The following is a 24,039-nucleotide window of genomic DNA, read 5'->3' on the forward strand; positions in this document are numbered from 1 at the left end:
AGGGGCGATAGCTTATTCGGGACGAAAAAAAACCTGCGCATCTGCGCAGGCTGGTGCAAGAGATGAGTACGATTCCGTACTTAGAATTCTCACCAATCAATACCTCTGGGTATCTTGATTGTGGTTGTTGGCCCCGCGCTTTGCCAGTGGGAAAACGCAAGTGAATGAGCCTAAGTGCAACCAGGTGTGAAAATTATCGATTGCTGTTACATCTTGAAGTTACAGACAAAAAAAACCTGCGTATGGACGCAGGTTGGTGCAAATCGTGTTAATCAACCGGAGCTGATTTCACCTATCAATACCTCTGGGATCTCGACTGTAGCAATACGCTGATAATGACCGCCAGCGGACAATCGCAACAGCGTGCCGCAAAGTGTAACTAAAGGTTCCGTTTAATATTATTCTGACACCTCTGGCCATGTAACGATTACACCGATTTCCCATGTTCTGCATCACGTTTGCGACGGCCTTTCACGCACAGCCCTTGAATGCACCTCGCTTTTCCGCAACACTGATGAGTGTGTAAACGCTTACCCCCAAAAGAAGGTGTTAAATGGCGACAATAAAGGATGTGGCCCGTCTGTCCGGTGTTTCCGTCGCGACTGTCTCGCGCGTCATTAACGATTCACCGAAAGCCAGCGACGCTTCCCGCCAGGCAGTGCAGAGCGCAATGGAAACGCTGAATTATCATCCCAACGCCAATGCCCGCGCGCTTGCGCAGCAATCGACTGAGACGGTTGGCCTGGTGGTGGGTGACGTATCTGACCCGTTTTTCGGCGCGATGGTCAAAGCCGTCGAGCAAGTGGCTTACCAGACGGGGAATTTTTTACTGATCGGTAATGGCTATCACAACGAAGAAAAAGAACGCAAGGCCATTGAACAGCTGATTCGCCATCGCTGTGCGGCGCTGGTAGTCCACGCCAAAGTCCTGCCCGATGCTGAACTGCTGCATCTTATGAAGCAAATCCCTGGCATGGTGCTCATCAACCGCATTATTCCTGGCTATGAGCAACGCTGCGTTGCGCTTGACGACCGTTACGGCGCCTGGCTCGCCACGCGTCATCTTATTCAGCAAGGCCATACCCGTATCGGCTATCTCTGTTCAAATCACCAGATCTCAGACGCAGAAGACCGTCTGCGCGGTTACTACGATGCGTTGCGCGAAAGCGGCCTGCCCTGTAACGATCGGCTGGTCGCCTATGGTGAACCGGATGAGAGCGGCGGCGAACATGCGATGACCGAGCTTTTAGGCCGCGGGCGCAACTTTACCGCCGTGGCCTCCTATAACGACTCGATGGCCGCGGGTGCTATGGGCGTGCTCAACGACAATGGCATTGATGTGCCAGCCGAAATTTCATTGATTGGTTTCGATGATGTGTTGGTTGCGCGCTACGTTCGTCCGCGTTTAACCACCGTGCGTTACCCTATCGTTACCATGGCAACCCAGGCGGCTGAACTGGCGCTGGCCCTCGCCGATAAACGCCCTCTGCCGGATATTACGCACTTATTCAGCCCGACACTGGTGCGCCGTCACTCCGTTGTGAGTCCTGCGGAACCCGTCAGCGAATAGCGATAGAGATGGACCGTTTTATTCGGATATTCCAGCGCATCACCGATGTCATGCCAGCCGTAACGCTCGTAAAAGTTACGGCAGGCTGACCAAAGATGCAGCTCGGAATACCCGGCGCGAGCGGCGTAAGCCATCACGTACTCCTGTAATTTCCCCGCCAGCCCTCTCCCGCGCGCCGATTCATCAACATACAGCGCAGCCAGCCACGGATAAAGATCCTGGCGCGTGATTAAATCACAGCGCCACAGCCCTACCGTGCCTAACAGCTGTTCGCCCTCAACAGCCACAAACGTAATCGGTAGTGCATCTGGTTGTTGGCTATGGGTGACGATACTGGCAAAAAATTCGCGGGGTAAACCGTCGCCAAAAGCCTGCCAGATCCAGTCGGTCACTTGCTCTGCATGATGTGCAACGGCATACAGCGGCAGAATCGTCATACCAGTTTTCCCTGGAACAGAGGGACAGATTCGAAGAGATAGCCGTCAAAATCCGGTGCGTCTTCATCAGACAGTTCAAGCAGGCTTTTTTTAACGTTTTCGAGATGCTGGAACATGGCCTGCCACGCGCCCATCACATCGCGACGACGCAGCGCCGCCAGAATGGTTTGCCTGTCACCCAGCCATTTCAGCCGATACGCGCGGCTGGCGATATGAACGTTAAACTGCTGCCACAGCGGGCTGCTGTCCATGTGATGCCAGACGCTTTCCACGGTTGCAAGCAGCATCTGGTTTTGCGTCGCACCCGCCAACACCAGGTGGAACATTTTATTGTTGTCCTGGCTGTTATCGTTGGCGGCAATCGCGCGCTGCTCTTGTTCAATAATGCGGCGCAAATTGTCGATATCCGCACGCGTCGCCATCTTCGCCGCAAAGGCGGCAATATTGCTCTCAAGCAACTGACGCGCCTGTAAAATCTCGAACGGGCCGACATCGCTACTTAAAAAGCGCTCTTCTTCGTTTTCGTGTTCTTCGGGAATACGCATCACGTAGACGCCAGAACCCTGGCGAATATCCACCGTTCCTTGTAGTTCCAGCATCAGAAGTGCTTCACGCACAATCGTGCGGCTTACGCCGTAAGTCTCGGCAATATTGCGCTCAGGTGGCAGACGCGAGCCAACAGGATAGTGCCCCTGAATGATTTGCGTGCGTAAATCTTCGCCAATTTCCTGGTACTGCTTTTTTTCCGGCGGAACAACGGCCTTCTCCACAATATCACCTGCACTTACTTAGGAATGAATACTCAGGCCGGGCATCCTTCCCCGGCCGCTTTGGACGCTATTTTACCAGAACCCTCGCCGAGAGAGCCTATTTCCATTCATCATCGACAGTAAGCGTCAGCCAGCGCTCATCGCGAAGCTGCCGGAACCACGATGCGGATTTTTTCGCCCGGCGCGCGCGATTATTTTCCAGGTCGATTTCAATCAGCCCGTAGCGATTTTTAAAGGCATTCATTGGCGAGACATTATCGGTAAAGGCCCACAGCATATAGCCGTGACAGTTTGCCCCCTCTTCCCGCGCCAACAGGGTGTAATAGAGATGTTCGCTGATAAAATCAATGCGGTAATCGTCTTCAATCACGCCGTCACGGTTGCGGAACTGCGCTTCGTTTTCCACGCCCATGCCGCTCTCCGCTACAAACCACGGAATGTTGCGATACTCGTTTTTAATGCGCATCGCCATGTCGTAAATAATGCGCGGATAAATCTCCCAGCCTCGTGATTTATTCATCCTGCGTCCCGGCAGTTCGAAGGGCTCGTAATAATATGCCGGATGGAAAGGTGTCTGAGGATGCCACGCCCGCGATGGCGCCTTTACGCGATGGGGATAATAAAGATTGATCCCCAGCTCATCGACGGTGTTTTCCGCGATGATCGCCAGCTCCTCCTCCGTGTATTCCCACTGCACCTGATGCTGCTCCAGCAACGTGAACAGCTCCTGCGGGTAGCGCCCGTGCACAAACGGATCGAGGAAAACGCGGTTGTAAAACAGATCGTAGCGTTCAGCGGCGCGCACATCATGCGCTGCCTGAGAGCGCGGATAGGTGACTTCCGGATTGAGAATACAGCCCACCGTGCCGTGATAGCCCTGCTCGTGAAAATGCTTCACCACTTTCGCCGTCGCCAACACTTTGTGGTGATTCCACTGCATCCAGGTGTGGGTGTTCTGTTCGTAGGGCCAACGCAGCGCATCCAGATAAACCCGCGTTTGCACGACGATTGGTTCGTTGAAGGTAAACCAGCGCGTGACTTTTGCGTGGTAGCGTTCAAACACCTTTTCCGCATAACGTACAAACAGCTCGACGACATATTTCGACGCCCAGCCCCCGTAGGTTTCCAGCAAAACACCCGGCAATTCGTAATGCTCGAGGCAGATCATCGGTTCGATGCCCTGCCGGTGCATTTCGTCGAACAGCGCGTCGTAATACGCGGCGTACTCTTCATCAACGGTCGCGTTTTCATAGTCCGTCAGAAAACGCGACCAGTTGATTGATGTGCGGTAGTGCGTGAGTCCGGCCTGCTTCATCAGCGCCACGTCGTCACGAAAGCGATTGATGAAATCGGTCGCGACCGCCGGTCCAAAACCGTTATGCCAGACGTGACGATCGTTTTTGTACCAGAGATCGATCCACGAATCCTGACCCTCTTTTTTTCCGCTCCAGCCTTCCGTCTGCCAGGCGGACGCTGCTGCGCCCAGAATAAAATCCGGCGGTATCGCAATACTTTTTATGCTCATGACATCCTCATGCGTTGTTGGTCGCCTGCTGGCTTTGTGCCAGCAGGGCCGCTTGTTCCGCGCGGCGCGAGGCGATTCTCACAAACGGCAAATAGATCAGCACAGCGGTGATGATGCAGATAAATTGCGTGACCACAGCGCCCATCGAGCCTGCCGTTGAGAGCCAGGCGTTAATCAGCGGCGGTGTCGTCCACGGCACCATCACCACGGCTTTACTGGCGAAACCGGTCACGGTGGCGAAATAGCCAATCGAACCGGTCACCAGCGGCGTGATGATGAAGGGAATGGCCAGAATCGGGTTCAGCATGATCGGCATCCCGAAGATCACGGGCTCGTTGATGTTGAAGATCCCAGGGCCGATCGAGAGCTTGGCAATCTCACGCATCTCTTTGCGCTTGGTGCCGATCATCACCGCGATCAGCAGGCCGATGGTCAGCCCCGACCCACCGATGCTCATATACACATCCCAGAACGGCATGGTGATAATGTTCGGGATCTCTTTGCCCTGCTCAAACGCGCTCATGTTGACCGTGATCGCCCCCAGCAGCAGTGGCTCGCGGATCGGTTTGATCATCTGATTGCCATGAATCCCGATCACCCAGAAAAGCTGCGCCACAAACATCAGCAACAGAATGCCCGGCAAGCTTTGCACGACGCGCTCCAGTGGCTGCTGAACCACCTGATAAACCGCGTCGTAAAGATACATGCCGGTGATTTGGTGGAAAACAAAGCCAAACGTCGCAATCGCGGTGGTGGTGATAATGGCCGGAATCAGCGCGGAAAACGACGCCGCCACGTTAGGCGGCACGGTGTCCGGCATTTTGATTTTCAGGCCGTTGCGATTCTCCAGCCAGCAGTAAACTTCAACGGAGAGAATGGCGATGAACATGCCGAGAAACAGGCTGCGGGTGTCAGAGAACTGGCGCAACAGCACGTCTTTCACCACATGCATTTCACCATCCACCAGCATTTCGACGGTGGTTGGTGTGACGCAAATAAAGCAGATCACTGCCAGCAGGCCAGGGAACAACGATTTAATTCCGTTAATACGCCCCAGCTCAATACCAATAAGAAACACCGCGCCGATGTTCAGGAAGTTCAGCGTGGCGTAATTCAGGGCGCTGGTGATCGGCTTTAATGCGGCCAGAAAAGAGAGCGATTCAAAGCTGGCTAACCCGTTTTTTGGATCCAGAACCATGTTGGAGATCAGGACCGAAAATGCCCCAACGATGATGACGGGCATGAGGGTAATGAAGGCGGATTTGATCGCCATAATGTAGCGAAAGCTATTGAAGGTGGTGGCGAAACTGCCCAGAGAGTTGATCAGTTTTTCCTGTAAAGCCATAGGGTAATACCTCAGTAAAAGGGCTTTTATAGAATAAGGTGTACAGCCGGATACTATTGGCATACCAAAAATAGTCGCCCGCGCCAGATCGTTCTGTGATTAAGCTCCCAATGCGCTAAGAGGTATTCCAAATCATGATTTTTCACCACTTTGGCATACCACTTACCCGGTTTTATGCTGAAGTGGCGAACCGTTGCCAGAAAGCGTGATCCTGATAGGGCTTTTCGCTCCCCCGCCCCGCTTATCCCTTTCACTCTGTGTGATAAACTCATGACGATTACGTGAGAGCAGGAATTTCTAATGGCAACAATGCTGGATGTCTCATTACGCGCGGGTGTCTCGAAAGCGACCGTTTCGCGCGTGCTGAACGGCACAGGTCAGGTAAAAGAGAGTACGCGTCAGCAAGTGTTTAAAGCGATGGAGGAGCTAGGCTATCGTCCGAACTTTCTCGCGCAATCACTGGCGAACCAGACCAGCAACAGCATTGGTCTGGTGGTGTCGACATTTGACGGGTTCTATTTTGGTCGCCTGCTGCAACAAGCGTCGCGACAGACGGAAACCCACGGCAAACAGCTGATTGTCACCGACGGCCATGATGCACCGGAGCAAGAAGAACAAGCGGTGCAAATGCTGGCGGATCGCCGGTGCGACGCTATCGTGCTTTACACCCGCTACATGAGCGAAAAAGCGATCATGAAGCTGATCCACACCGTGCAAACCCCGCTGGTGGTGATTAACCGCGAAGTCGCTCAGGCAGCGGATCGCTGCGTGTTCTTTGAACAACAAGACGCGGCCTTTAAAGCGGTGGATTATTTAATCTGTCAGGGTCATCGCGAGATCGCCTGTATGACCGTCCCAATTCATACACCAACGGGTAAAGCACGCCTGATGGGGTATCGTAAGGCGCTGGAAAAACACGGAATTGTCTGGGACGATCGTCGCGTGAAGTACGGCGATGCGGGCATGACGCAGGGCTATGAACTGTGTCGGGAACTGCTCAGTGAGAACGCGCCGTTTAGCGCACTGTTTGCCTGTAACGACGACATGGCGCTTGGGGCATCAAAGGCGTTGCATCAGGCGGGGCTACGCATTCCGCAGGATATTTCGCTGTTTGGCTTCGATGATGCGCCCTGCGCAAAATGGCTGGAGCCAGCACTCTCATCGGTTTATTTGCCGATCGACAGCATGATTGTCACGGCCATCGATCAGGCGATCCGGCTGGCAAATAACCAGCCGGTTGAAACGATCCCACCGTTTACCGGTACGCTGGTTTTGCGTGATTCGGTGACGACAGGGCCGTATTTCGTCTCAAAATAGCTCGAGCGCGAGCAGCTCCTGAATGGTCTGGCGACGACGAATCAGTCGCGCCACGCCGTGATCAAACAGCACTTCTGGCAGCAGCGGACGACTGTTGTAATTAGACGACATCGACGCGCCGTACGCGCCGGTATCGTGCAGCACCAGATAGTCACCAGGCTGAACAACAGGCAGCGCGCGGGTTTCCACTTTGCCGCCTTCCTGCTGGGTGAACACATCACCCGATTCACACAGCGGGCCTGCCACTACCGTGTCGACCTGCGGGGCAGTCGTTAAATCACGCCCATCCGCCGCCAGTGCCGTAATGTGGTGATAGCTGCCGTACATTGATGGTCGCATCAGATCGTTAAAACCCGCGTCGATCAACACAAAATGACGGCTGCCCATCGCTTTAACGCTGCGAACCTGCGCCACCAGCACGCCCGATTCCGCCACCAGGAAACGACCCGGTTCAATTTCCAGTTTGACCGCATGCCCAAGATGGGCAGCAATTTTGTCGCGCGCAGCGCTCCACAGTCCGTAATAGTGATCGGTATCGATCGCCTCTTCGCCTTCGCGATACGGGATCGACAAACCGCCTCCCGCCGAGATCGCCTCCAGATCCTGACCAAAGTCGATCACCTGATTCACCATCGCACCGCACACTTGCTCCAGATGCGTGTAATCCACGCCAGAACCGATATGCATGTGAATGCCAACAAGTGTCAGATTGTAGCGCTGCAATACCGCCAGCGCGGCAGGCAGATCGGCATACCAGATGCCGTGTTTGCTGTTTTCCCCACCAGTGTTGGTTTTTTGGCTGTGGCCATGACCAAAACCTGGATTGACGCGCAACCACACGCGATGACCTGGCGAAACCTGCCCAAGCTGTTCCAGCATATCTACAGAACCGGCATTTACCGGAATCTGCAGTTCATGCACGCGCGCCAGCGTGGCACTATCAATCAGGTCTGCGGTAAAGACAATCGCATCGCTGTCGGCCTGCGGATCGTATCCGGCCGCCAACGCACGTTCAATTTCGCCCAACGAAACAGAATCAACTTTAACGCCCTGCTCACGCATCAGACGCAGAATATGAATATTTGAGCACGCCTTCTGCGCGAAACGCACCACGTCAAACTGATGCAGGGCGGCGATCTTTTCGCGAACGATCTGCGCATCGTAAACCCAGACCGGGCAGCCAAATTCGGCAGGCAGTCGCAGCAAATTCTCAGCGTTCAGATCAGTTTCTGTATTGTTGAGTGGGCGTGGCATGGTGTTCTCCAGATAACAGCATTTTTTAACATTACGCCACAGCTTACAGACAATAAAAAATATCGTTTTATCGCGAGTCTATGCAAAAATGATATGGATAACCGATAAAAAAAGGTGTCTTATGCCCGCCGTTAACTTGCGTCACATTGAAATTTTTCATGCGGTGATGACCACCGGAAATCTGACTGAAGCCGCGCAGATGCTGCACACCTCGCAGCCCACGGTCAGCCGTGAATTAGCACGCTTTGAAAAAGTGTTGGGATTAACGCTGTTTGAACGTTCCCGCGGCAGGCTTCACGCGACGGTGCAAGGGTTGCGGTTGTTCGAGGAAGTTCAGCGATCCTGGTACGGTCTGGACCGCATCGTCAGCGCGGCGGAGAGCCTGCGGGAGTTCCGCCAGGGCGAGTTATCGATTGTCTGTCTGCCGGTTTTCTCTCAATCCTTCCTGCCGCAGCTTATTCAGCCGTTCCTGGCGCGCTACCCTGACGTCAATCTCACCATTGTGCCGCAGGAGTCGCCGTTGCTCGAAGAGTGGCTCTCCGCGCAGCGCCACGATTTGGGCCTGACCGAAACGCTCGCCACGCCCGCAGGCACTGAACGCACAGAATTACTCTCGCTGGATGAAGTGTGTGTGTTGCCCAAAGGGCATCCGCTGGCCAGCAAAAGCGTGCTGACGCCTGCCGATTTTCACGGCGAGAATTACATCAGCCTGTCGCAAGCGGACAGTTATCGACACTTACTCGATTCTTTATTCGCGGACCATCAGGTTAAACGCCGAATGGTTGTGGAAACGCATAGCGCAGCCTCCATTTGCGCCATGGTTCGGGCAGGCGTCGGCATTGCGGTGGTCAACCCGTTAACGGCGCTGGATTACGCCGATAGCGGGATTGTGATTCGTCGTTTCAGTATTTCAGTGCCGTTCACCGTCAGTCTGATCAGGCCACTGCATCGTCCTGCTTCGGCCCTGGTCGAGGCATTTTCCACACATTTAACTGAGCATTCGCTTCAGATAGCGCACCGTTTACCCGATCTGCTAAAGGTGTAGAACACGTTACGAGAGCATAAACTCCACCGCATCCGCGGCATGAATGGCCGTGGTATCAAACACCGGGATCGGGCTTTCTTCCCCCGGAACTAACAGGCCGATCTCGGTGCAGCCAAAGATCACCCCTTCCGCGCCCTGCTTCGCCAGCTTATCAATCACGTTCAAATAATAGTGGCGTGAAGCGTCGCTAAACGTCCCCAGGCACAGCTCTTGAAAGATAATTTGGTTGATGCGTGCGCGGTCCACGTCATCCGGTACGATGCTTTCAATTCCGAATTGCGTCTCCAGGCGCCCACGGTAAAAATCCTGCTCCATGGTGTAACGCGTACCTAACAGCGCCACGCGTTTCATGCCGGTCGCCGCAATCGCCCTTCCGGTCGCATCCGCAATATGCAGGAACGGCAGTGAACAGCGCGTTTCAATATGCGATGCAACTTTATGCATGGTATTGGTACACAGCATAATGCCTTGCGCGCCGGCACGTTCCAGTCCTAACGCCGCCTGCGCCAGCATGTCACCAGCTTTATCCCACTCACCGCTGGCCTGACAGGCTTCGATTTCATGAAAATCCACGCTGTGCAGCAGCAGGCTTGCAGAATGCAGACCGCCAAGACGCTGTTTGATGCCTTCGTTAATCAGGCGGTAATAAGGAATGGTCGATTCCCAGCTCATTCCCCCTATCAGGCCGATCGTTTTCATATTCGCTCCTTTATGTTTCCTCCAGTGAAGCAAACTTGTGATCGTGTTTCCAGTTATTTGGCTTGCCGTTTCCTTTTAACCCGCAGTGCGATAAATTAATTAAAACAATGTTTCACTACTTAGCAGGACATAAAAATGTTTAGATTCCATAAAGAGACAACGCTTGACGATCTGGGCAATGGCGTCACGCGCCGCATTCTGGCGCATAACGGAAAAATGATGGCGGTTGAGGTCAATTTTGAAGAAGGCGCTGTCGGCCCGATGCACAATCACCCGCACGAACAGCTGACTTACGTGCTGTCCGGGGAGTTCGAATTTACCATCGGCGAAGAAAAGCATGTGGTGACGGCGGGCGATACTCTCTATAAAGAGCCGCACGTGATGCACGGCTGCGTTTGCCTGAAGCCTGGTACGCTGCTGGATACCTTTACGCCGGTGCGTGAAGATTTCCTCAAGTAATGTCTTAGCGTGATAAAGGGCGAATTTTCATTCGCCTTTTTTTGTCGTTTTGCTTAACCCTAATCAAGTTCCGTTAGCGCTGAGTTCGACAGCATGGCTTCGAAGAAACACTTCCGCAGGCGTACGCACTCAAAATTCTGTCGAGAGCCTTAACAGTTTTTTGTGACCGACAATGACGACAACCGCCGATATTTGAACGCCTCGACACTCACGCTCGCAAAAGAATGCCCTTCAGGATTATCCATAACGTAAGTCAATGATTTCAAACCCTCCTGAACAACAAATTTTGGTAGTTGTTATTGACCCCACTTTTAATGTTGCATGACGGGTTCATTCATTTCTGTCCAACATTAACTTTCTGCATAACGCCTTCTCATTTAAGTCAAAATTGCCAGTGACTTCACTTTATTGAAACAGCGTTTCGACGGCGATCACATTTCCATCATTTACCGAATGACGTAGAAATAAATAGCAATAGAATAAATTAAAACGCCGTTTTACAAATCAAGAACAGCAGTTCACGTGTTTTAAAACTCAGACAGGGCGCGTCGAGAAAAACACATGAAAGTTCTTATTAATCAGAGGTAAAAGGAACCACCACCTTGAGTCGCACACAGAACACTCGCTTCCCCGTCTCGTAAAAAATGCGCGGGCAGCTGCATCACCAGCAGATTCCGATTTAAACCATTGATTGCCAGGTAGGTATGTATGAATGAAAACAAAATGCTGGGGCTTGCGTGGATATCACCCTATATCATCGGGTTGATACTCTTTACCGCATTCCCCTTTGTTTCATCTTTCTTTCTCAGTTTTACTGATTACGATTTGATGAGTCCGCCGGTATTTAACGGCATCGAAAACTATCGCTACATGTTTACCGAAGATGCGCTCTTCTGGAAATCCATGGGCGTGACCTTTGCGTATGTATTTTTGACCATCCCATTGAAACTTGCATTTGCACTGGGAATTGCGTTTGTCCTGAACTTTAAATTACGTGGCATAGGATTCTTCCGAACCGCTTACTATATTCCGTCTATCCTCGGTAGCTCTGTCGCGATTGCTGTTTTGTGGCGTGCGCTGTTTGCGATTGATGGCCTGCTGAACAGCTTCATTGGCGTATTTGGTTTTGACGCGGTGAACTGGCTCGGCGAGCCTTCTCTGGCGCTGATGTCCGTCACGCTGCTCCGCGTCTGGCAGTTTGGCTCCGCGATGGTTATCTTCCTGGCCGCCCTGCAGAACGTTCCGCAATCTCAGTACGAAGCGGCAATGATCGATGGCGCATCGAAATGGCAGATGTTCACGAAAGTTACCGTGCCGCTGATTACGCCGGTTATTTTCTTCAACTTCATCATGCAAACCACCCAGGCGTTCCAGGAATTTACGGGACCTTACGTCATCACGGGCGGCGGACCAACCTACTCCACGTATCTGTTCTCGCTGTACATCTACGACACCGCATTCAAGTACTTTGACATGGGTTACGGCGCTGCGCTGGCCTGGATCCTGTTCCTGGTAGTCGCTGTCTTTGCCGCTATCGCCTTTAAGTCATCGAAATACTGGGTGTTCTACTCCGCCGATAAGGGAGGCAAAAATGGCTGATATTCAAGAACTTTCCACGGCGAGAAGCATCGCGGAACGTGAAGTCGCGCGCACCATGCGCAAAGAGAAAATCAACGCCAGCATTCGCTACGTAATCCTGCTGTTCGTTGGCCTGTTGATGCTCTACCCGCTGGTGTGGATGTTCTCGGCGTCGTTTAAGCCGAACCACGAGATCTTCACCACGCTGAGCCTGTGGCCTGCAAACGCAACCTGGGACGGCTTTGTGAACGGCTGGAAAACCGGGACGGAATACAACTTCGGCCATTACATGCTGAACACGTTCAAGTATGTGATCCCGAAAGTCATTCTGACCATTATCTCTTCCACTATCGTGGCGTACGGCTTTGCCCGCTTCGAGATCCCCTGGAAGAAATTCTGGTTCGCCACGCTCATCACAACCATGCTGTTGCCGAGCACCGTACTGCTGATTCCTCAGTACCTGATGTTCCGCGAAATGGGCATGCTGAACAGCTATATGCCGCTGTACCTGCCGCTGGCGTTTGCCACCCAAGGGTTCTTCGTGTTCATGCTGATTCAGTTCCTGCGCGGTGTACCTCGTGACATGGAAGAAGCTGCACAGATCGATGGCTGTAACTCCTTGCAAGTGCTGTGGTACGTGGTCGTACCGATTCTGAAACCGGCCATTATCTCCGTCGCATTGTTCCAGTTCATGTGGTCAATGAACGACTTTATCGGGCCGCTGATTTATGTCTACAGCGTGGATAAATACCCGATTGCACTGGCTCTGAAAATGTCCATCGACGTCACCGAAGGTGCGCCGTGGAACGAAATTCTGGCAATGGCGAGCATCTCCATTCTGCCATCTATCATTGTCTTCTTCCTGGCACAGCGCTACTTCGTACAGGGCGTAACCAGCAGCGGAATTAAAGGTTAAGAGGGATATATCATGGCTGAAGTTATTTTCAACAAACTGGAAAAGGTTTACTCCAACGGCTTCAAAGCGGTACATGCTATCGACCTGAAAATCGCTGAAGGGGAATTCATGGTGATTGTCGGTCCATCCGGCTGCGCCAAATCGACTACCCTGCGCATGCTGGCTGGGCTTGAGACCATCAGCGGTGGTGAAGTGCGCATCGGTGAGAAAATCGTGAACAACCTCGCGCCAAAAGAACGCGGGATTGCGATGGTATTCCAGAACTACGCGCTGTATCCGCACATGACCGTGCGTGAAAACCTGGCCTTTGGCTTGAAGCTGAGCAAGCTGCCAAAAGCGCAGATCGAAGCGCAGGTTAACGAAGCGGCAAAAATCCTTGAGCTGGATGAGCTGCTGGATCGTCTGCCGCGCCAGCTCTCCGGCGGCCAGGCGCAGCGTGTGGCCGTCGGCCGTGCGATTGTGAAAAAGCCAGACGTGTTCCTGTTCGATGAACCGCTGTCGAACCTGGATGCCAAGCTGCGCGCCTCAATGCGTATCCGTATCTCTGACCTGCATAAGCAGCTGAAGGCTTCCGGCAAGCCAGCCACCACGGTGTACGTCACACACGACCAGACCGAAGCCATGACCATGGGCGACCGCATCTGCGTGATGAAGCTCGGCCATATCATGCAGGTGGATACCCCGGATAACCTGTACCACAGACCGAAAAACATGTTCGTTGCTGGCTTTATTGGCTCGCCAGAAATGAACATCCGCGCCAGCAAACTGGTGCAACAGGACGGTCAGCTGTCTCTGACCATTGGCAACCAGACCATGCCGTTAAGCGCAGAGCTGAAAGAAAAAGTCGCCAGCTACGCCGATAAAGACATGTTCTACGGCATTCGCCCGGACTTTGTGTCGATCTCCGATGAGCCATTCGCGGAGGGAGGCTGCAGCGGCGAGATGGTTCGCGCTGAAAACATGGGACACGAATTCTTCGTTTACCTGAAAGTTGGCGAGTACGAACTGACTGCCCGAATTCCTTCCGATGAAGCTAAGCCTCTGATCAACAAGGGCCTTCACCGTAAGGTGTATTTTAAGTTCGACATGCATAAGTGTCATATCTTTGACGCGAAAACTGAACAGAACATCTCTCTCTAACTGGAGTTATAAAAATGAAAAAAGTGCTTTTAAGCGCAGCAATCTCCGCTACCCTGGGCCTTACCGCGCTGCCATCCATGGCGCAAGATGTTGATTTACGTATGTCCTGGTGGGGCGGCAATGGCCGCCATCAGGTGACGCTGAAAGCGTTAGAAGAGTTCCATAAACAGAACCCTGACATCAACGTCAAAGCAGAATACACCGGTTGGGACGGTCACTTGTCCCGTCTGACTACACAAATCGCGGGCGGCACTGAGCCGGACGTGATGCAGACCAACTGGAACTGGTTGCCAATTTTCTCGAAAAATGGCGACGGTTTCTACGATCTGAACAAAATGAAAGACGTGATCGACTTATCTCAGTTTGATCCGAAAGAGCTGCAGTCCACCACGGTTGACGGCAAGCTGAACGGGATCCCAATCTCCGTAACGGCGCGCGTATTCTACTTCAACGATGAAGTGTGGAAAAAAGCAGGCGTCGAGTACCCGAAAACCTGGGATGAGCTGAAAGCTGCCGGTAAAGCCTTCGAAAGCAAGCTGGGCAAACAGTACTATCCGGTGGTGCTGGAGCACCAGGATACGCTGGCGCTGCTGAACTCCTACATGATTCAGAAGTACAACGTCCCTGCGGTTGACGAGAAAGCGAAAAAACTCGCCTGGAGCAAAGAGCAGTGGGTTGAGGTCTTCCAGACCTATAAATCTCTGGTTGATAGCCATGTGATGCCGGACACCAAGTACTACGCGTCGTTTGGTAAGAGCAACATGTACGAAATGAAGCCGTGGATCGAGGGTGAATGGGGCGGTACCTACATGTGGAACTCCACCATCAAAAAATATTCCGATAACCTGAAGCCACCAGCAAAACTGGAGCTGGGTAACTACCCAATGCTGCCAGGTGCAACCGATGCGGGCCTGTTCTTCAAACCAGCACAGATGCTCTCTATCGGTAAAACCACCAAAAACCCAGAAGCCGCTGCAAAAGTGATTAACTTCCTGCTGAACAGCAAAGAAGGCGTGCAAACTCTGGGCCTCGAGCGCGGCGTACCATTGAGCAAAGTCGCGGTTCAGTACCTGACCGAAGATGGCACCATCAAAGAGAGCGATCCGTCTGTTGCGGGTCTGCGCATGGCGCAGTCTCTGCCAGCCAAACTCTCCGTGTCACCTTACTTTGACGATCCACAGATCGTGGCGCAGTTTGGTACCTCTCTGCAGTACATCGACTACGGCCAGAAAACCGTGGAAGAGACCGCGACAGACTTCCAGCGTCAGGCTGAACGTATCCTGAAACGCGCAATGCGCTAATTTTTCCGTCCGATCCCTACCCTGTCACTTCGGTGGCAGGGTATTTTTTTATCTGGAGAACCCTATGAAAGGCAAAATCATCCCACTGAATTTTCGCTCGCGCCTGGATACTGAAACGGGACACGAGGTGATACGGATGACGCCCCCGCATATCATTTGTCACCGCAACTACTTCTATCAAAAGTGTTTTACGCAGGATGGCAGCAAGATCATTTTTGGTGGCGCATTCGAAGGCCACTGGAATTACTACCTGTTAGACATTGAAAAACAACACGCTACCCAACTGACCGAAGGGGCTGGCGATAATACCTTTGGCGGTTTTTTATCTGATGACGATAAATCGCTGTGGTATGTGAAAAACAGCCGTGAGTTGCGCCGGGTTGATCTCGAGAGTTTCGAAGAACATGTGGTGTATGAAGTGGATGAGGAGTGGGTGGCGTACGGCACCTGGGTCGCGAATTCTCATTGCACAAAACTGGTCGGAATCGAGATTAAAAAGAGCGACTGGCAGCCGCTGACCGACTGGAGCAAATTCCGCGCGTTTTACTTCACCCAACCGGAATGCCGCCTCATCAACATCGATTTATGCACGGGCGAACCGCGCGTGATTTTGCAAGAAAAGCGCTGGCTGGGGCATCCGATTTATCGCCCGTTCGATGACAATACCGTCGCGTTTTGTCACGAAGGACCGCGCGATGCGATTGACGCCCGTATGTGGTTGATCAACGAAGATGGTAGCAATCTGCGTAAGGTGCGCCAACATGCGCCGGGTGAAAGCTTTACTCATGAATTCTGGGTGCCGGACGGTTCCGCGCTGTATTACGTGGCGCATAAAGAAAACGATCCGCAGCGCTATCTGTTTAGCGCCGACCCTCACTCTCTCGACAATCGCCAGCTCATGGCGATCCCGCCGTGCTCGCATCTGATGAGTAATTTCGACGGGTCGCTGATTGTCGGCGATGGCGCACCGCACAACACCGGCGATATCAATCTGAATGACCCGTTTATCTGGGTGTTTGATATTGCGGCCGGAACGCAAAAAGCGATTTGTCAGCACAACACGAGCTGGAAAGTGTTGGATGGCGACCGCCAGGTGACGCATCCACACCCGTCGTTTTCACCGGACAATAAGTGGGTTCTGTATACGTCGGATGAAGAAGGGATGCCGGCGCTTTATCTCTGCGCGGTTTGATGCCCTCAACCGCGGGGAGAGGGAGAAAACAGAAAAACGGCAACCAAGGTTGCCGTTTTGCTTTTACCTTTTGCGAATGAGCGGAAAATCACACGCCGATGTTGCGTAACTTCTCCCCAGACATCAGTCTGCGCTCGATATGTTCCAGCGTGACGTTTTTGGTTTCAGGAATTAACCAGAACGTGATCCCAATAAACACCACGTTGAGTGCGGTATAGAGCCAAAACGTTCCTGCTGCGCCAATAACATCGAGCAAGGTCAGGAAAGTCGCGCCGATAATCATATTCGATACCCAGTTGGTGGTCGTCGAACAGGTGATGCCAAAGTCGCGGCATTTGAGCGGCTGAATTTCAGAGCATAAAATCCATACCACCGGCGCGGCGCTCATCGCATAACCCGCAATACACATCATCGTCATCCCAACAGACAGCCAGGAAAGACTGTTCGACGCCGTGCCATTATCAAACTGCATCAGACAGTAGCCGAGAATTAATGTGCCAATCGCCATGACGCTAAAGCCAATTTTCAGCGCCGGTTTACGCCCGGCTTTATCCACGGTAAAGACCGCGATAAAGGTCGCGAACATAAAGGTCAGCCCCACCACCAGCGTGGCGATCATCTGCTGCTCGGTGGTGGTGAAACCGGCCATTTTGAAGATGCGCGGCGCGTAATACATGATGATATTCATACCGGTAAACTGCTGCATCGCCTGCAATAACATGCCGAGGAACACGGCGCGGCGCACATTACGGTTCGCCTTAAACAGTGCAAAACCGCCCTGCTTGAGTTTCAGGCTTTCGCGAATTTCATTCAGCTCTTCACGCGCTTTCTCGGAGGTGTCGCGCAGCATCCGCAGCACTTCTTCCGCCTCAACGTGACGCCCTTTTTGCGCCAGCCAGCGCGGACTGTTCGGTAAAAAAATCACCAGCACCATCAGCAATACAGCAGGAAGCGCCAGGACGCCAAGCATCGCGCGCCAGTTGCCGCTATAGCTGAAATACGTGTCCGACAGGAACGCCAGCACAATCCCGAGCGTCACCATCAGTTGGTACATGCTGATCATTTTGCCGCGCACATTTTCGCTCGCCATCTCTGAGAGATAAAGCGGTGCCGTGTACGACGCAATCCCAACGGCCACGCCAAGCAACACGCGTGACAGCAACAGGGCTTCAATGCCTGTCGCAAACGCCGAGCCTAACGATCCGGCGACAAACAGAATCGCCCCTACCATCAGGCTGTATTTTCGGCCCAGTTTGAACGAGAGCCAACCGTTGAGCAGCGCACCCAGCGCCGCACCCAGCATCATACTGCTCACCACCCACTCCTGCAGGCGATTACTGAGCGTAAAGTGATCGGTAATAAACGGTAACGCACCGGCAATCACGCCGATATCCAGGCCAAACAGCAAACCCGCTACCGCTGCAGAAATCGAGACGAACTGGTTCATTCTGCGGGTATCGCGCAGCGCGCGGGGCATTAAGAGTGAGTCATTAAATGATGTCATTATTTCCAGCCATAACAGCGTAAGACGTTTACTGAAATTACGAGAAAGCGAGAGAAAGTGTCAGGTCTTATAACGCGAAGATATGGATTATTGGGTTGTAAGGCATCGTTTTGTGATGGATATTCCAATTTAAACTTTTAATGAATAATCATCATTTAATATTAACTACTTAAATTATAAGCAATATAAATGTGATCGCTATCATCACACGGGATATTGCTATGGATTTTCTTATTTTCGCCATATGGACAATGCCGAAATTGAGACAAAAAAAACCTCCGCTCCAGGCAGAGGTTTCTCGATGAACGCGGCGATTAACGCGCCAGCCACCCACCGTCGACAGCAACGGTATAACCGTTGATATAGTCAGATGCCGGCGACGCCAGGAAAACAATCGGTCCCATCAGATCGCTTGGCAGACCCCAACGGCCCGCAGGGATACGCTCCAGAATGGCCGCGCTACGCTCTTCATCGGCACGCAGCTGCTGGGTGTTGTTTGTTGCCATATAACCCGGTGCAATCGCGTTGACGTTGATATTGTGCTGCGCCCACTCGTTCGCCAGCAGACGGGTCACGCCCATGACTGCGCTTTTGGAAGCGGTGTATGACGGCACGCGGATGCCACCCTGGAAGGAGAGCATAGAAGCGATGTTGATGATCTTGCCGCCATTACCCTGAGCGATAAAGTGCTTCGCCGCCGCCTGGGACATAAAGAACACGCTCTTAATGTTCAGGTTCATAACGTCGTCCCAGTCACGCTCGCTGAAGTTGATTGCGTCTTCACGACGAATCAGACCCGCGTTGTTAACCAGCACATCGATATGACCAAACTCTGCTACTGCACGATCCAGCAGCTCAGGGATTGCGTCGATTTTACGCAGATCGGCAGTCAGGCTCAGGAAGCGACGGCCCAGCGCGGTAACGCGCTCGATAGTTTCAGTCGGCTCAACGATGTTAATACCGACGATGTCGCAGCCCGCTTCAGCCAGACCTAACGCCATACCCTGGCCAAGACCAGTGTCACAGCCGGTCACAACCGCGACTTTACCTTGCAGAGAAAATGCATCCAGAATCATTTTTATTCCTTAATCTTTCAGCGCCTGTCACGAACAGGCAGGGTTATGCTTAACTGCCCGCGACTAGCGCAGATCTTTAACAGCGACGTGGTCCATGTCATCGAAGACCTGGTTTTCACCGACCATACCCCAAATGAAGGTATAGGCTTTGGTTCCAACGCCTGAGTGAATCGACCAGCTTGGTGAAATCACAGCTTGCTCGTTGTGCATCACAAGATGTCGAGTTTCCTGGGGTTGTCCCATCATGTGGAAAACGCAGGCGTCTTCGTCCATGTTGAAATAGAAGTACACTTCCATGCGGCGTTCATGGGTATGGCACGGCATAGTGTTCCACAGGTTGCCCGGATCCAGCTCGGTCAGACCCATACTGAGCTGGCAGGTTTCCAGCACATCCGGAACGAAGTATTTGTTGATGGTGCGACGGTTGCTGGTGAGGTTGTCGCCCAGCGTGACCGGCGAAACGTCTGCAGGGGTGACTTTTTTGGTCGGATAGGTCATGTGGGCAGGTGCGCAGTTGTAGTAGAACTTCGCAGGCTTGCTGCTCTCTACGCTGGCAAACACGACTTCCTGCGCGCCTTTGCCGACGTACAGCGCATCGCGATGGCCAATCTCAAAGCACTGGCCGTCAACCGTAATGGTGCCTGGGCCGCCAATATTGATCACACCCAGTTCGCGGCGTTCCAGGAAGTAGCTGACGCCGAGCTGTTTGCCCACTTCGCCACCCACTGACACCGTTTTTGCAACCGGCATGATGCCGCCGACAATGATGCGATCAATGTGGCTGTACACCATGGTGTACTCATCGGCAACAAACACTTTCTCAACCAAAAATTCATTGCGCAGCTGCTGAGTATCCAGCGTTTTAGCGTGCGCGCTGTGGATGCTTTGTCTGACGTCCACATTTACCTCCAAATGATCGTGCCCGAAGGCCTGGAAAATTAACGAAACAATGTTCCGATTTCTTTATAAGCACATAGTATCCGCTGCGAAATGGGTTTTCAATTACATTTAAAACGTTGTTTCAGTTTTCCTGCATCTTAATGACAGAAATGCAGTTCGGATCACGATTGTTGAGAGTTGACGGCAAAGGAGTGGCTAACGCGTCAAAATATGGAAATCAGATTTATCATAGTAAACAATCGATTATAAAACCTTGAAGATTTGACCGTATAAATTTCATTCAGCGTTAAAAATCAAAGATAATCATCATTCTGCGTAATGAATCTCACAAAGTGCGCCATCAGTCACACACATTGAAACGTCGTTTTGATAATTTAATACTTGGCTTTTAACTTATTTCACATTGAGATCTGACTGCCGGAACTGTGTCCAGCCGTCGATACAAAGGAGCGCATCATGGCTAAAGGTATGCGGGTCAAGCTGAACTATGAGGTCAGCCGCGATCCGGATACAGGCGTGGAAATCACCCGCCTGACCCCACCGGAAGTAACGTGTCACCGAAACTACTTCTATCAGAAGTGCTTCTTTAATGACGGCAGCCATTTGCTGTTCGCAGGGGAGTTCGACGGTCACTGGAATTATTACCTGCTGGACCTGAACAAAGCAGAAGCCGTGCAGTTGACAGAAGGTGCGGGCGACAACACGTTTGGCGGCTTCCTGTCGCCGGACGATAAGTCTCTTTATTACGTGAAGAACGATCGCACGTTGCTGGAAGTGAACCTGGAAACGCTGGCCGAGCGCGAAGTCTACCGTGTTGCGGATGACTGGGTCGGTTACGGAACCTGGGTTGCCAACAGTGATTGCACCAAACTGGTCGGTATCGAGATCGCGAAAAGTGACTGGACGCCGCTCAACGACTGGAAAATTTTCCACGACTTCTTCCATAAAGGGCCGCACTGCCGCCTGCTGCGCGTCGATTTGAAAACAGGCGAAAGCGCAACGATTCATGAAGAGAAGAACTGGCTGGGTCATCCGATCTACCGCCCCTTCGACGACAACACCGTCGCGTTCTGTCATGAAGGCCCACACGACCTGGTTGATGCGCGTATGTGGATGGTGAATGAAGACGGCAGCAATGTGCGTAAAGTGAAAGAACACGCCGAAGGCGAAAGCTGCACGCATGAGTTCTGGGTGCCAAACGGCTCCGCTCTGGTTTACGTCTCTTATCTGAAAGGTCAGCAGGGCCGTACCATTTACAGCTTCAATCCGGATACCGGCGTGAACGAAGCAGTGATGCAGATGCCAGCCTGCTCGCATTTGATGAGCAACTTTGACGGTTCGCTGTTTGTGGGTGATGGCTCCGGCACCCCGGTAGACGTGAAAGATACCAGCGGGTATACAATCGATAACGATCCTTACCTGTACGCATTTGATGTGGCGAAAAAGGCGCACTTCCGCATCGCCCGTCACGACACCTCCTGGGCAACCGTGGCAAACAGCCGCCAGGTCACCCACCCGCATCCATCCTTTACCCCGGATGATAAAGCGGTTCTGTTCAGTTCCGATAAAGACGGCAAACCTGCCCTCTATATCGCGAAACTCCCCGAGCAACCTGAAATGTTGCAAGCATGATTTGAGTTAGTGTTTCTGTAACTGGCCTTGCCCTCCCCTGTGGAGGGCTTTTTTTTGCGTGGAATTCTGCCAAATAATACAGATATAAAAAAACCGGCTCGAATGAGCCGGCTGTTTTTACCCGGAGATACTGATATTAGAATGAATATGCTACACCTAAACGGAAACGCGTTTGACGCTCGTCGGTTGTTTTACTGCCGTTCACATTACCTACTTCAACATACGGAGACCAGTTTTTATCAATTTTGTACGCCAGCTTCGCATTATATTCTTCGGAGTAATCTTTGTTATTACTACGAATGGTTCCTTCTGAACTTTTCGCATAAACATAATTCAGCTCGGTACGGAAATCGCCCATTACCCAACCTAACCATGCATCACCACGGTTGACTTTATCGTCATCTTTCTCAGCGCTTGAAGGGTAGCGGGTATAATCATAACGATAACGCGCGGCTACATAGAAGCCATTATCAAAGCTATATTGCGCATGCAAGAAAGGTTTATAAATGGTGCGGCTATCATTACTCTCAAGAGTAAAACCTGGTGTCAGCGAGATATTATCTGTTGCTTTCCAGCGCCAGCTAATTTGGTCTTCATGACCATTACCTACCATATCTGAGAATGGGCGGTCAGCTTTGTCGCCGCCTGATTTCCATTTAGCTTCAACAGAGAATCCAAAACCATTTGCGAAGCGATGCGAGACAGCAACGCGATCGGCATTGGAGCCGCTATCGATGTATTCGTGACGTAAATCAACAGTAACAGCCTGAGCTGCAAACGACGCACCAACAAGAGACGCAAGGACCAGAGATTTCTTTAACATGAAAAAACCCTCAATTAAAATGTCATTTCGTTTTTATGGAACTGCATTTTATTTTTAATGTAACAACATTTTAGTGATCGAGATCGTAATTATTTGTTTCATTTTTTTTGGCAAGAATCGACGTGACAGGCATCAACAAACACAGGAGATTAAGGGTAAATTTCAGGATTGAGATCACATAAAAATTATATTGAGAAGGGTTGTATTTTGGGTGCGCTAAATTTGTCGCTTTAGAATTAACTTAAGGGAATAAAAATATGATTTCGCTCACACAAAAAAGGCTCCTCAAGGGAAGCCTTTTTTCAGGAAATAGGTTGAGTAGAACTTATCTTTCGATGGCTAATGCCACACCCTGACCACCGCCAATACACAGCGTCGCCAGACCTTTCCGTGCATCGCGCTTGATCATTTCATGAACCAATGAAACCAAAATACGGCAGCCGGAGGCACCAATTGGGTGGCCGAGGGCAATCGCCCCGCCGTTGACGTTCACACGGCGGGGATCCCACTCCAGCATTTTCCCCACGGATAACGCCTGAGCGGCAAACGCCTCGTTGACTTCAATCAGATCGACATCGCCAAGCTGCCAGCCCGCACGTTCCAGACAACGACGCGTGGCGTAAACCGGCGCGATGCCCATCAGAGCCGGATCGACCCCGACGCTGGCAAAGGCTTTGATACGTGCCAGCACCGGCAGATTCAGTTCTTCCGCTTTGTTTTCGCTCATCATCATCACGGCAGCTGCGCCGTCGTTAATAGAAGAGGCGTTTCCCGCCGTCACCGAGCCCAGCGTCTCAAACGCAGGATTCAGTTTCGCCAGCCCTTCTGCGCTGGCATCCGTGCGCGGCTGTTCGTCGGTGTCTACAATCAGCGGTTCGCCATTTTGACGCACGGTTTTTACCGGGACAATTTCATCACGGAAGCGACCAGAGTCGATTGCGGCGCGCGCTTTGTGCTGCGAATTGAGCGCGTAATCATCCTGTAATTCGCGGCTGATGCCGTATTCGCGGGCCAGGTTTTCGGCCGTTACGCCCATGTGATAATCGTTGAAAGCGTCCCATAAGCCATCGTGCACCAGGCTGTCCAGAAGCTGACTGTTGCCGAGCTGCGCGCCGGTACGGCTGTCGGTGAGAACGTGCGGGGCACGGCTCATGTTTTCCTGGCCGCCTGCAATGATAACATCTGCTTCACCGCACTGAATCGCCTGCGTCGCCAGATGCAGCGCTTTTAGACCCGATCCGCAAACATCGTTAATCGTAATGGCCGACACCGTATTGGGTAACCCGCCTTTGAGTGCGGCCTGACGCGCAGGGTTTTGTCCGGCGCCTGCCGTCAGCACCTGGCCCAAAATCACTTCGTCGATTTCATGTGCGGCAATTCCACTGCGCTCTACCAGAGCTTTAAGCACCACACTGCCCAGATCCACCGCAGAATGCCGTGCCAGCGCCCCCTGAAAACAGCCGATAGCCGTCCGTAACGCACCCACTATCACGACATCTTTCATCACTACCTCAGCGCAAATTATCAGCGCTGATAGTAGAGGCATTGTTATCAAC

Annotated in this window: 21 protein-coding genes; 10 read left to right on the top strand and 11 right to left on the bottom strand. The window is 52.2% G+C overall.

Annotated features, from left to right (window positions below; all coding sequences use genetic code 11):
* Positions 1-553: 553 nt before the first annotated feature.
* Complete coding sequence (gene galR, locus ACKI5T_RS18665; protein WP_015960271.1) at positions 554-1,570, top strand: HTH-type transcriptional regulator GalR; 1,017 nt, start codon at positions 554-556, stop codon at positions 1,568-1,570.
* On the opposite strand, the gene ACKI5T_RS18670 is transcribed toward galR, so the two are convergent.
* From ACKI5T_RS18670 to ACKI5T_RS18685, 4 genes are all read right to left on the bottom strand, one after another.
* Complete coding sequence (locus ACKI5T_RS18670) at positions 1,531-2,007, bottom strand: GNAT family N-acetyltransferase (protein ID WP_407439372.1); 477 nt, start codon at positions 2,005-2,007, stop codon at positions 1,531-1,533. The two genes, galR and ACKI5T_RS18670, sit on opposite strands and share 40 nt — an antisense overlap.
* Positions 2,004-2,777, bottom strand: a complete 774-nt coding sequence (locus ACKI5T_RS18675) for a GntR family transcriptional regulator (protein ID WP_015960273.1) — start codon at positions 2,775-2,777, stop codon at positions 2,004-2,006. Before ACKI5T_RS18675 ends, ACKI5T_RS18670 begins: the two co-directional genes overlap by 4 nt.
* A gap of 97 nt (positions 2,778-2,874) precedes the next feature.
* Positions 2,875-4,302: a glycoside hydrolase family 1 protein gene (locus ACKI5T_RS18680; RefSeq protein ID WP_407439374.1), complete on the bottom strand. Its 1,428-nt coding sequence runs from the start codon at positions 4,300-4,302 to the stop codon at positions 2,875-2,877.
* 7 nt (positions 4,303-4,309) lie between these two features.
* Positions 4,310-5,647, bottom strand: a complete 1,338-nt coding sequence (locus ACKI5T_RS18685; protein ID WP_407439376.1) for a PTS sugar transporter subunit IIC — start codon at positions 5,645-5,647, stop codon at positions 4,310-4,312.
* A 300-nt stretch (positions 5,648-5,947) separates the two neighbouring features.
* On the opposite strand from ACKI5T_RS18685, the gene ACKI5T_RS18690 reads away from it, so the two are divergent.
* Positions 5,948-6,964, top strand: a complete 1,017-nt coding sequence (locus ACKI5T_RS18690; RefSeq protein ID WP_407439378.1) for a LacI family DNA-binding transcriptional regulator — start codon at positions 5,948-5,950, stop codon at positions 6,962-6,964.
* Here ACKI5T_RS18690 and lysA read toward each other — a convergent pair.
* Positions 6,956-8,218, bottom strand: a complete 1,263-nt coding sequence (lysA, locus tag ACKI5T_RS18695) for a diaminopimelate decarboxylase (protein ID WP_407439380.1) — start codon at positions 8,216-8,218, stop codon at positions 6,956-6,958. The genes ACKI5T_RS18690 and lysA overlap by 9 nt on opposite strands.
* Before the next feature lie 121 nt (positions 8,219-8,339).
* On the opposite strand from lysA, the gene ACKI5T_RS18700 reads away from it, so the two are divergent.
* The gene (locus tag ACKI5T_RS18700) at positions 8,340-9,263 is read left to right on the top strand and encodes a LysR family transcriptional regulator (RefSeq protein WP_407439382.1); all 924 of its coding nucleotides are present in this window, start codon (positions 8,340-8,342) and stop codon (positions 9,261-9,263) included.
* Positions 9,264-9,269: 6 nt separating this feature from the next.
* On the opposite strand, the gene ACKI5T_RS18705 is transcribed toward ACKI5T_RS18700, so the two are convergent.
* Complete coding sequence (locus ACKI5T_RS18705; RefSeq protein WP_407439383.1) at positions 9,270-9,962, bottom strand: aspartate/glutamate racemase; 693 nt, start codon at positions 9,960-9,962, stop codon at positions 9,270-9,272.
* Positions 9,963-10,097: 135 nt separating this feature from the next.
* Here ACKI5T_RS18705 and ACKI5T_RS18710 point away from each other — a divergent pair, with 135 nt between their 5' ends.
* From ACKI5T_RS18710 to ACKI5T_RS18735, 6 genes are all read left to right on the top strand, one after another.
* Positions 10,098-10,421: a cupin domain-containing protein gene (locus tag ACKI5T_RS18710; protein WP_015960280.1), complete on the top strand. Its 324-nt coding sequence runs from the start codon at positions 10,098-10,100 to the stop codon at positions 10,419-10,421.
* 708 nt (positions 10,422-11,129) lie between these two features.
* The gene (locus ACKI5T_RS18715; RefSeq protein ID WP_015960281.1) at positions 11,130-12,020 is read left to right on the top strand and encodes a carbohydrate ABC transporter permease; all 891 of its coding nucleotides are present in this window, start codon (positions 11,130-11,132) and stop codon (positions 12,018-12,020) included.
* Positions 12,013-12,915, top strand: coding sequence for a carbohydrate ABC transporter permease (locus ACKI5T_RS18720; protein ID WP_015960282.1), 903 nt, complete (start codon positions 12,013-12,015; stop codon positions 12,913-12,915). The genes ACKI5T_RS18715 and ACKI5T_RS18720 overlap by 8 nt, the downstream gene beginning before the upstream one ends.
* A 12-nt stretch (positions 12,916-12,927) precedes the next feature.
* Positions 12,928-14,055 (top strand): ABC transporter ATP-binding protein, encoded by a 1,128-nt coding sequence (locus ACKI5T_RS18725; RefSeq protein ID WP_015960283.1) that lies wholly within the window; start codon positions 12,928-12,930, stop codon positions 14,053-14,055.
* Positions 14,056-14,069: 14 nt separating this feature from the next.
* Positions 14,070-15,356, top strand: coding sequence for an ABC transporter substrate-binding protein (locus ACKI5T_RS18730; protein ID WP_407439385.1), 1,287 nt, complete (start codon positions 14,070-14,072; stop codon positions 15,354-15,356).
* 64 nt (positions 15,357-15,420) lie between these two features.
* Positions 15,421-16,548 (top strand): oligogalacturonate lyase family protein, encoded by a 1,128-nt coding sequence (locus ACKI5T_RS18735; protein WP_407439387.1) that lies wholly within the window; start codon positions 15,421-15,423, stop codon positions 16,546-16,548.
* 88 nt (positions 16,549-16,636) lie between these two features.
* Here the strand turns inward: ACKI5T_RS18735 and ACKI5T_RS18740 are convergent, their stop codons facing one another.
* From ACKI5T_RS18740 to kduI, 3 genes are all read right to left on the bottom strand, one after another.
* Entirely contained in the window at positions 16,637-18,052 is a 1,416-nt protein-coding gene (locus ACKI5T_RS18740; protein WP_407439389.1) for a sugar porter family MFS transporter, read from the bottom strand.
* A 314-nt stretch (positions 18,053-18,366) separates the two neighbouring features.
* Complete coding sequence (kduD, locus tag ACKI5T_RS18745; RefSeq protein ID WP_015960287.1) at positions 18,367-19,128, bottom strand: 2-dehydro-3-deoxy-D-gluconate 5-dehydrogenase KduD; 762 nt, start codon at positions 19,126-19,128, stop codon at positions 18,367-18,369.
* Between the two features lie 63 nt (positions 19,129-19,191).
* Complete coding sequence (gene kduI, locus ACKI5T_RS18750; RefSeq protein ID WP_015960288.1) at positions 19,192-20,028, bottom strand: 5-dehydro-4-deoxy-D-glucuronate isomerase; 837 nt, start codon at positions 20,026-20,028, stop codon at positions 19,192-19,194.
* Between the two features lie 456 nt (positions 20,029-20,484).
* On the opposite strand from kduI, the gene ACKI5T_RS18755 reads away from it, so the two are divergent.
* Positions 20,485-21,660 (top strand): oligogalacturonate lyase family protein, encoded by a 1,176-nt coding sequence (locus ACKI5T_RS18755; protein ID WP_015960289.1) that lies wholly within the window; start codon positions 20,485-20,487, stop codon positions 21,658-21,660.
* Positions 21,661-21,796: 136 nt separating this feature from the next.
* Here the strand turns inward: ACKI5T_RS18755 and ACKI5T_RS18760 are convergent, their stop codons facing one another.
* Positions 21,797-22,483, bottom strand: coding sequence for an oligogalacturonate-specific porin KdgM family protein (locus ACKI5T_RS18760; RefSeq protein WP_015960290.1), 687 nt, complete (start codon positions 22,481-22,483; stop codon positions 21,797-21,799).
* Between the two features lie 325 nt (positions 22,484-22,808).
* Entirely contained in the window at positions 22,809-23,987 is a 1,179-nt protein-coding gene (locus tag ACKI5T_RS18765; protein WP_407439392.1) for an acetyl-CoA C-acetyltransferase, read from the bottom strand.
* Between the last annotated feature and the right edge of the window lie 52 nt (positions 23,988-24,039).

The sequence above is a fragment of the Lelliottia sp. genome, from assembly GCF_045627565.1.
GTDB lineage: Bacteria > Pseudomonadota > Gammaproteobacteria > Enterobacterales > Enterobacteriaceae > Enterobacter.

Coding starts and splice junctions, on each gene's coding strand:
- galR (WP_015960271.1), top strand. CDS start 554: ATGGCGACAATAAAGGATGTGGCCCGTCTGTCCGGTGTTTCCGTCGCG.
- ACKI5T_RS18670 (WP_407439372.1), bottom strand. CDS start 2,007: ATGACGATTCTGCCGCTGTATGCCGTTGCACATCATGCAGAGCAAGTG.
- ACKI5T_RS18680 (WP_407439374.1), bottom strand. CDS start 4,302: ATGAGCATAAAAAGTATTGCGATACCGCCGGATTTTATTCTGGGCGCA.
- ACKI5T_RS18685 (WP_407439376.1), bottom strand. CDS start 5,647: ATGGCTTTACAGGAAAAACTGATCAACTCTCTGGGCAGTTTCGCCACC.
- ACKI5T_RS18690 (WP_407439378.1), top strand. CDS start 5,948: ATGGCAACAATGCTGGATGTCTCATTACGCGCGGGTGTCTCGAAAGCG.
- lysA (WP_407439380.1), bottom strand. CDS start 8,218: ATGCCACGCCCACTCAACAATACAGAAACTGATCTGAACGCTGAGAAT.
- ACKI5T_RS18700 (WP_407439382.1), top strand. CDS start 8,340: ATGCCCGCCGTTAACTTGCGTCACATTGAAATTTTTCATGCGGTGATG.
- ACKI5T_RS18705 (WP_407439383.1), bottom strand. CDS start 9,962: ATGAAAACGATCGGCCTGATAGGGGGAATGAGCTGGGAATCGACCATT.
- ACKI5T_RS18710 (WP_015960280.1), top strand. CDS start 10,098: ATGTTTAGATTCCATAAAGAGACAACGCTTGACGATCTGGGCAATGGC.
- ACKI5T_RS18715 (WP_015960281.1), top strand. CDS start 11,130: ATGAATGAAAACAAAATGCTGGGGCTTGCGTGGATATCACCCTATATC.
- ACKI5T_RS18720 (WP_015960282.1), top strand. CDS start 12,013: ATGGCTGATATTCAAGAACTTTCCACGGCGAGAAGCATCGCGGAACGT.
- ACKI5T_RS18725 (WP_015960283.1), top strand. CDS start 12,928: ATGGCTGAAGTTATTTTCAACAAACTGGAAAAGGTTTACTCCAACGGC.
- ACKI5T_RS18730 (WP_407439385.1), top strand. CDS start 14,070: ATGAAAAAAGTGCTTTTAAGCGCAGCAATCTCCGCTACCCTGGGCCTT.
- ACKI5T_RS18735 (WP_407439387.1), top strand. CDS start 15,421: ATGAAAGGCAAAATCATCCCACTGAATTTTCGCTCGCGCCTGGATACT.
- ACKI5T_RS18740 (WP_407439389.1), bottom strand. CDS start 18,052: ATGACATCATTTAATGACTCACTCTTAATGCCCCGCGCGCTGCGCGAT.
- kduD (WP_015960287.1), bottom strand. CDS start 19,128: ATGATTCTGGATGCATTTTCTCTGCAAGGTAAAGTCGCGGTTGTGACC.
- ACKI5T_RS18755 (WP_015960289.1), top strand. CDS start 20,485: ATGGCTAAAGGTATGCGGGTCAAGCTGAACTATGAGGTCAGCCGCGAT.
- ACKI5T_RS18760 (WP_015960290.1), bottom strand. CDS start 22,483: ATGTTAAAGAAATCTCTGGTCCTTGCGTCTCTTGTTGGTGCGTCGTTT.
- ACKI5T_RS18765 (WP_407439392.1), bottom strand. CDS start 23,987: ATGAAAGATGTCGTGATAGTGGGTGCGTTACGGACGGCTATCGGCTGT.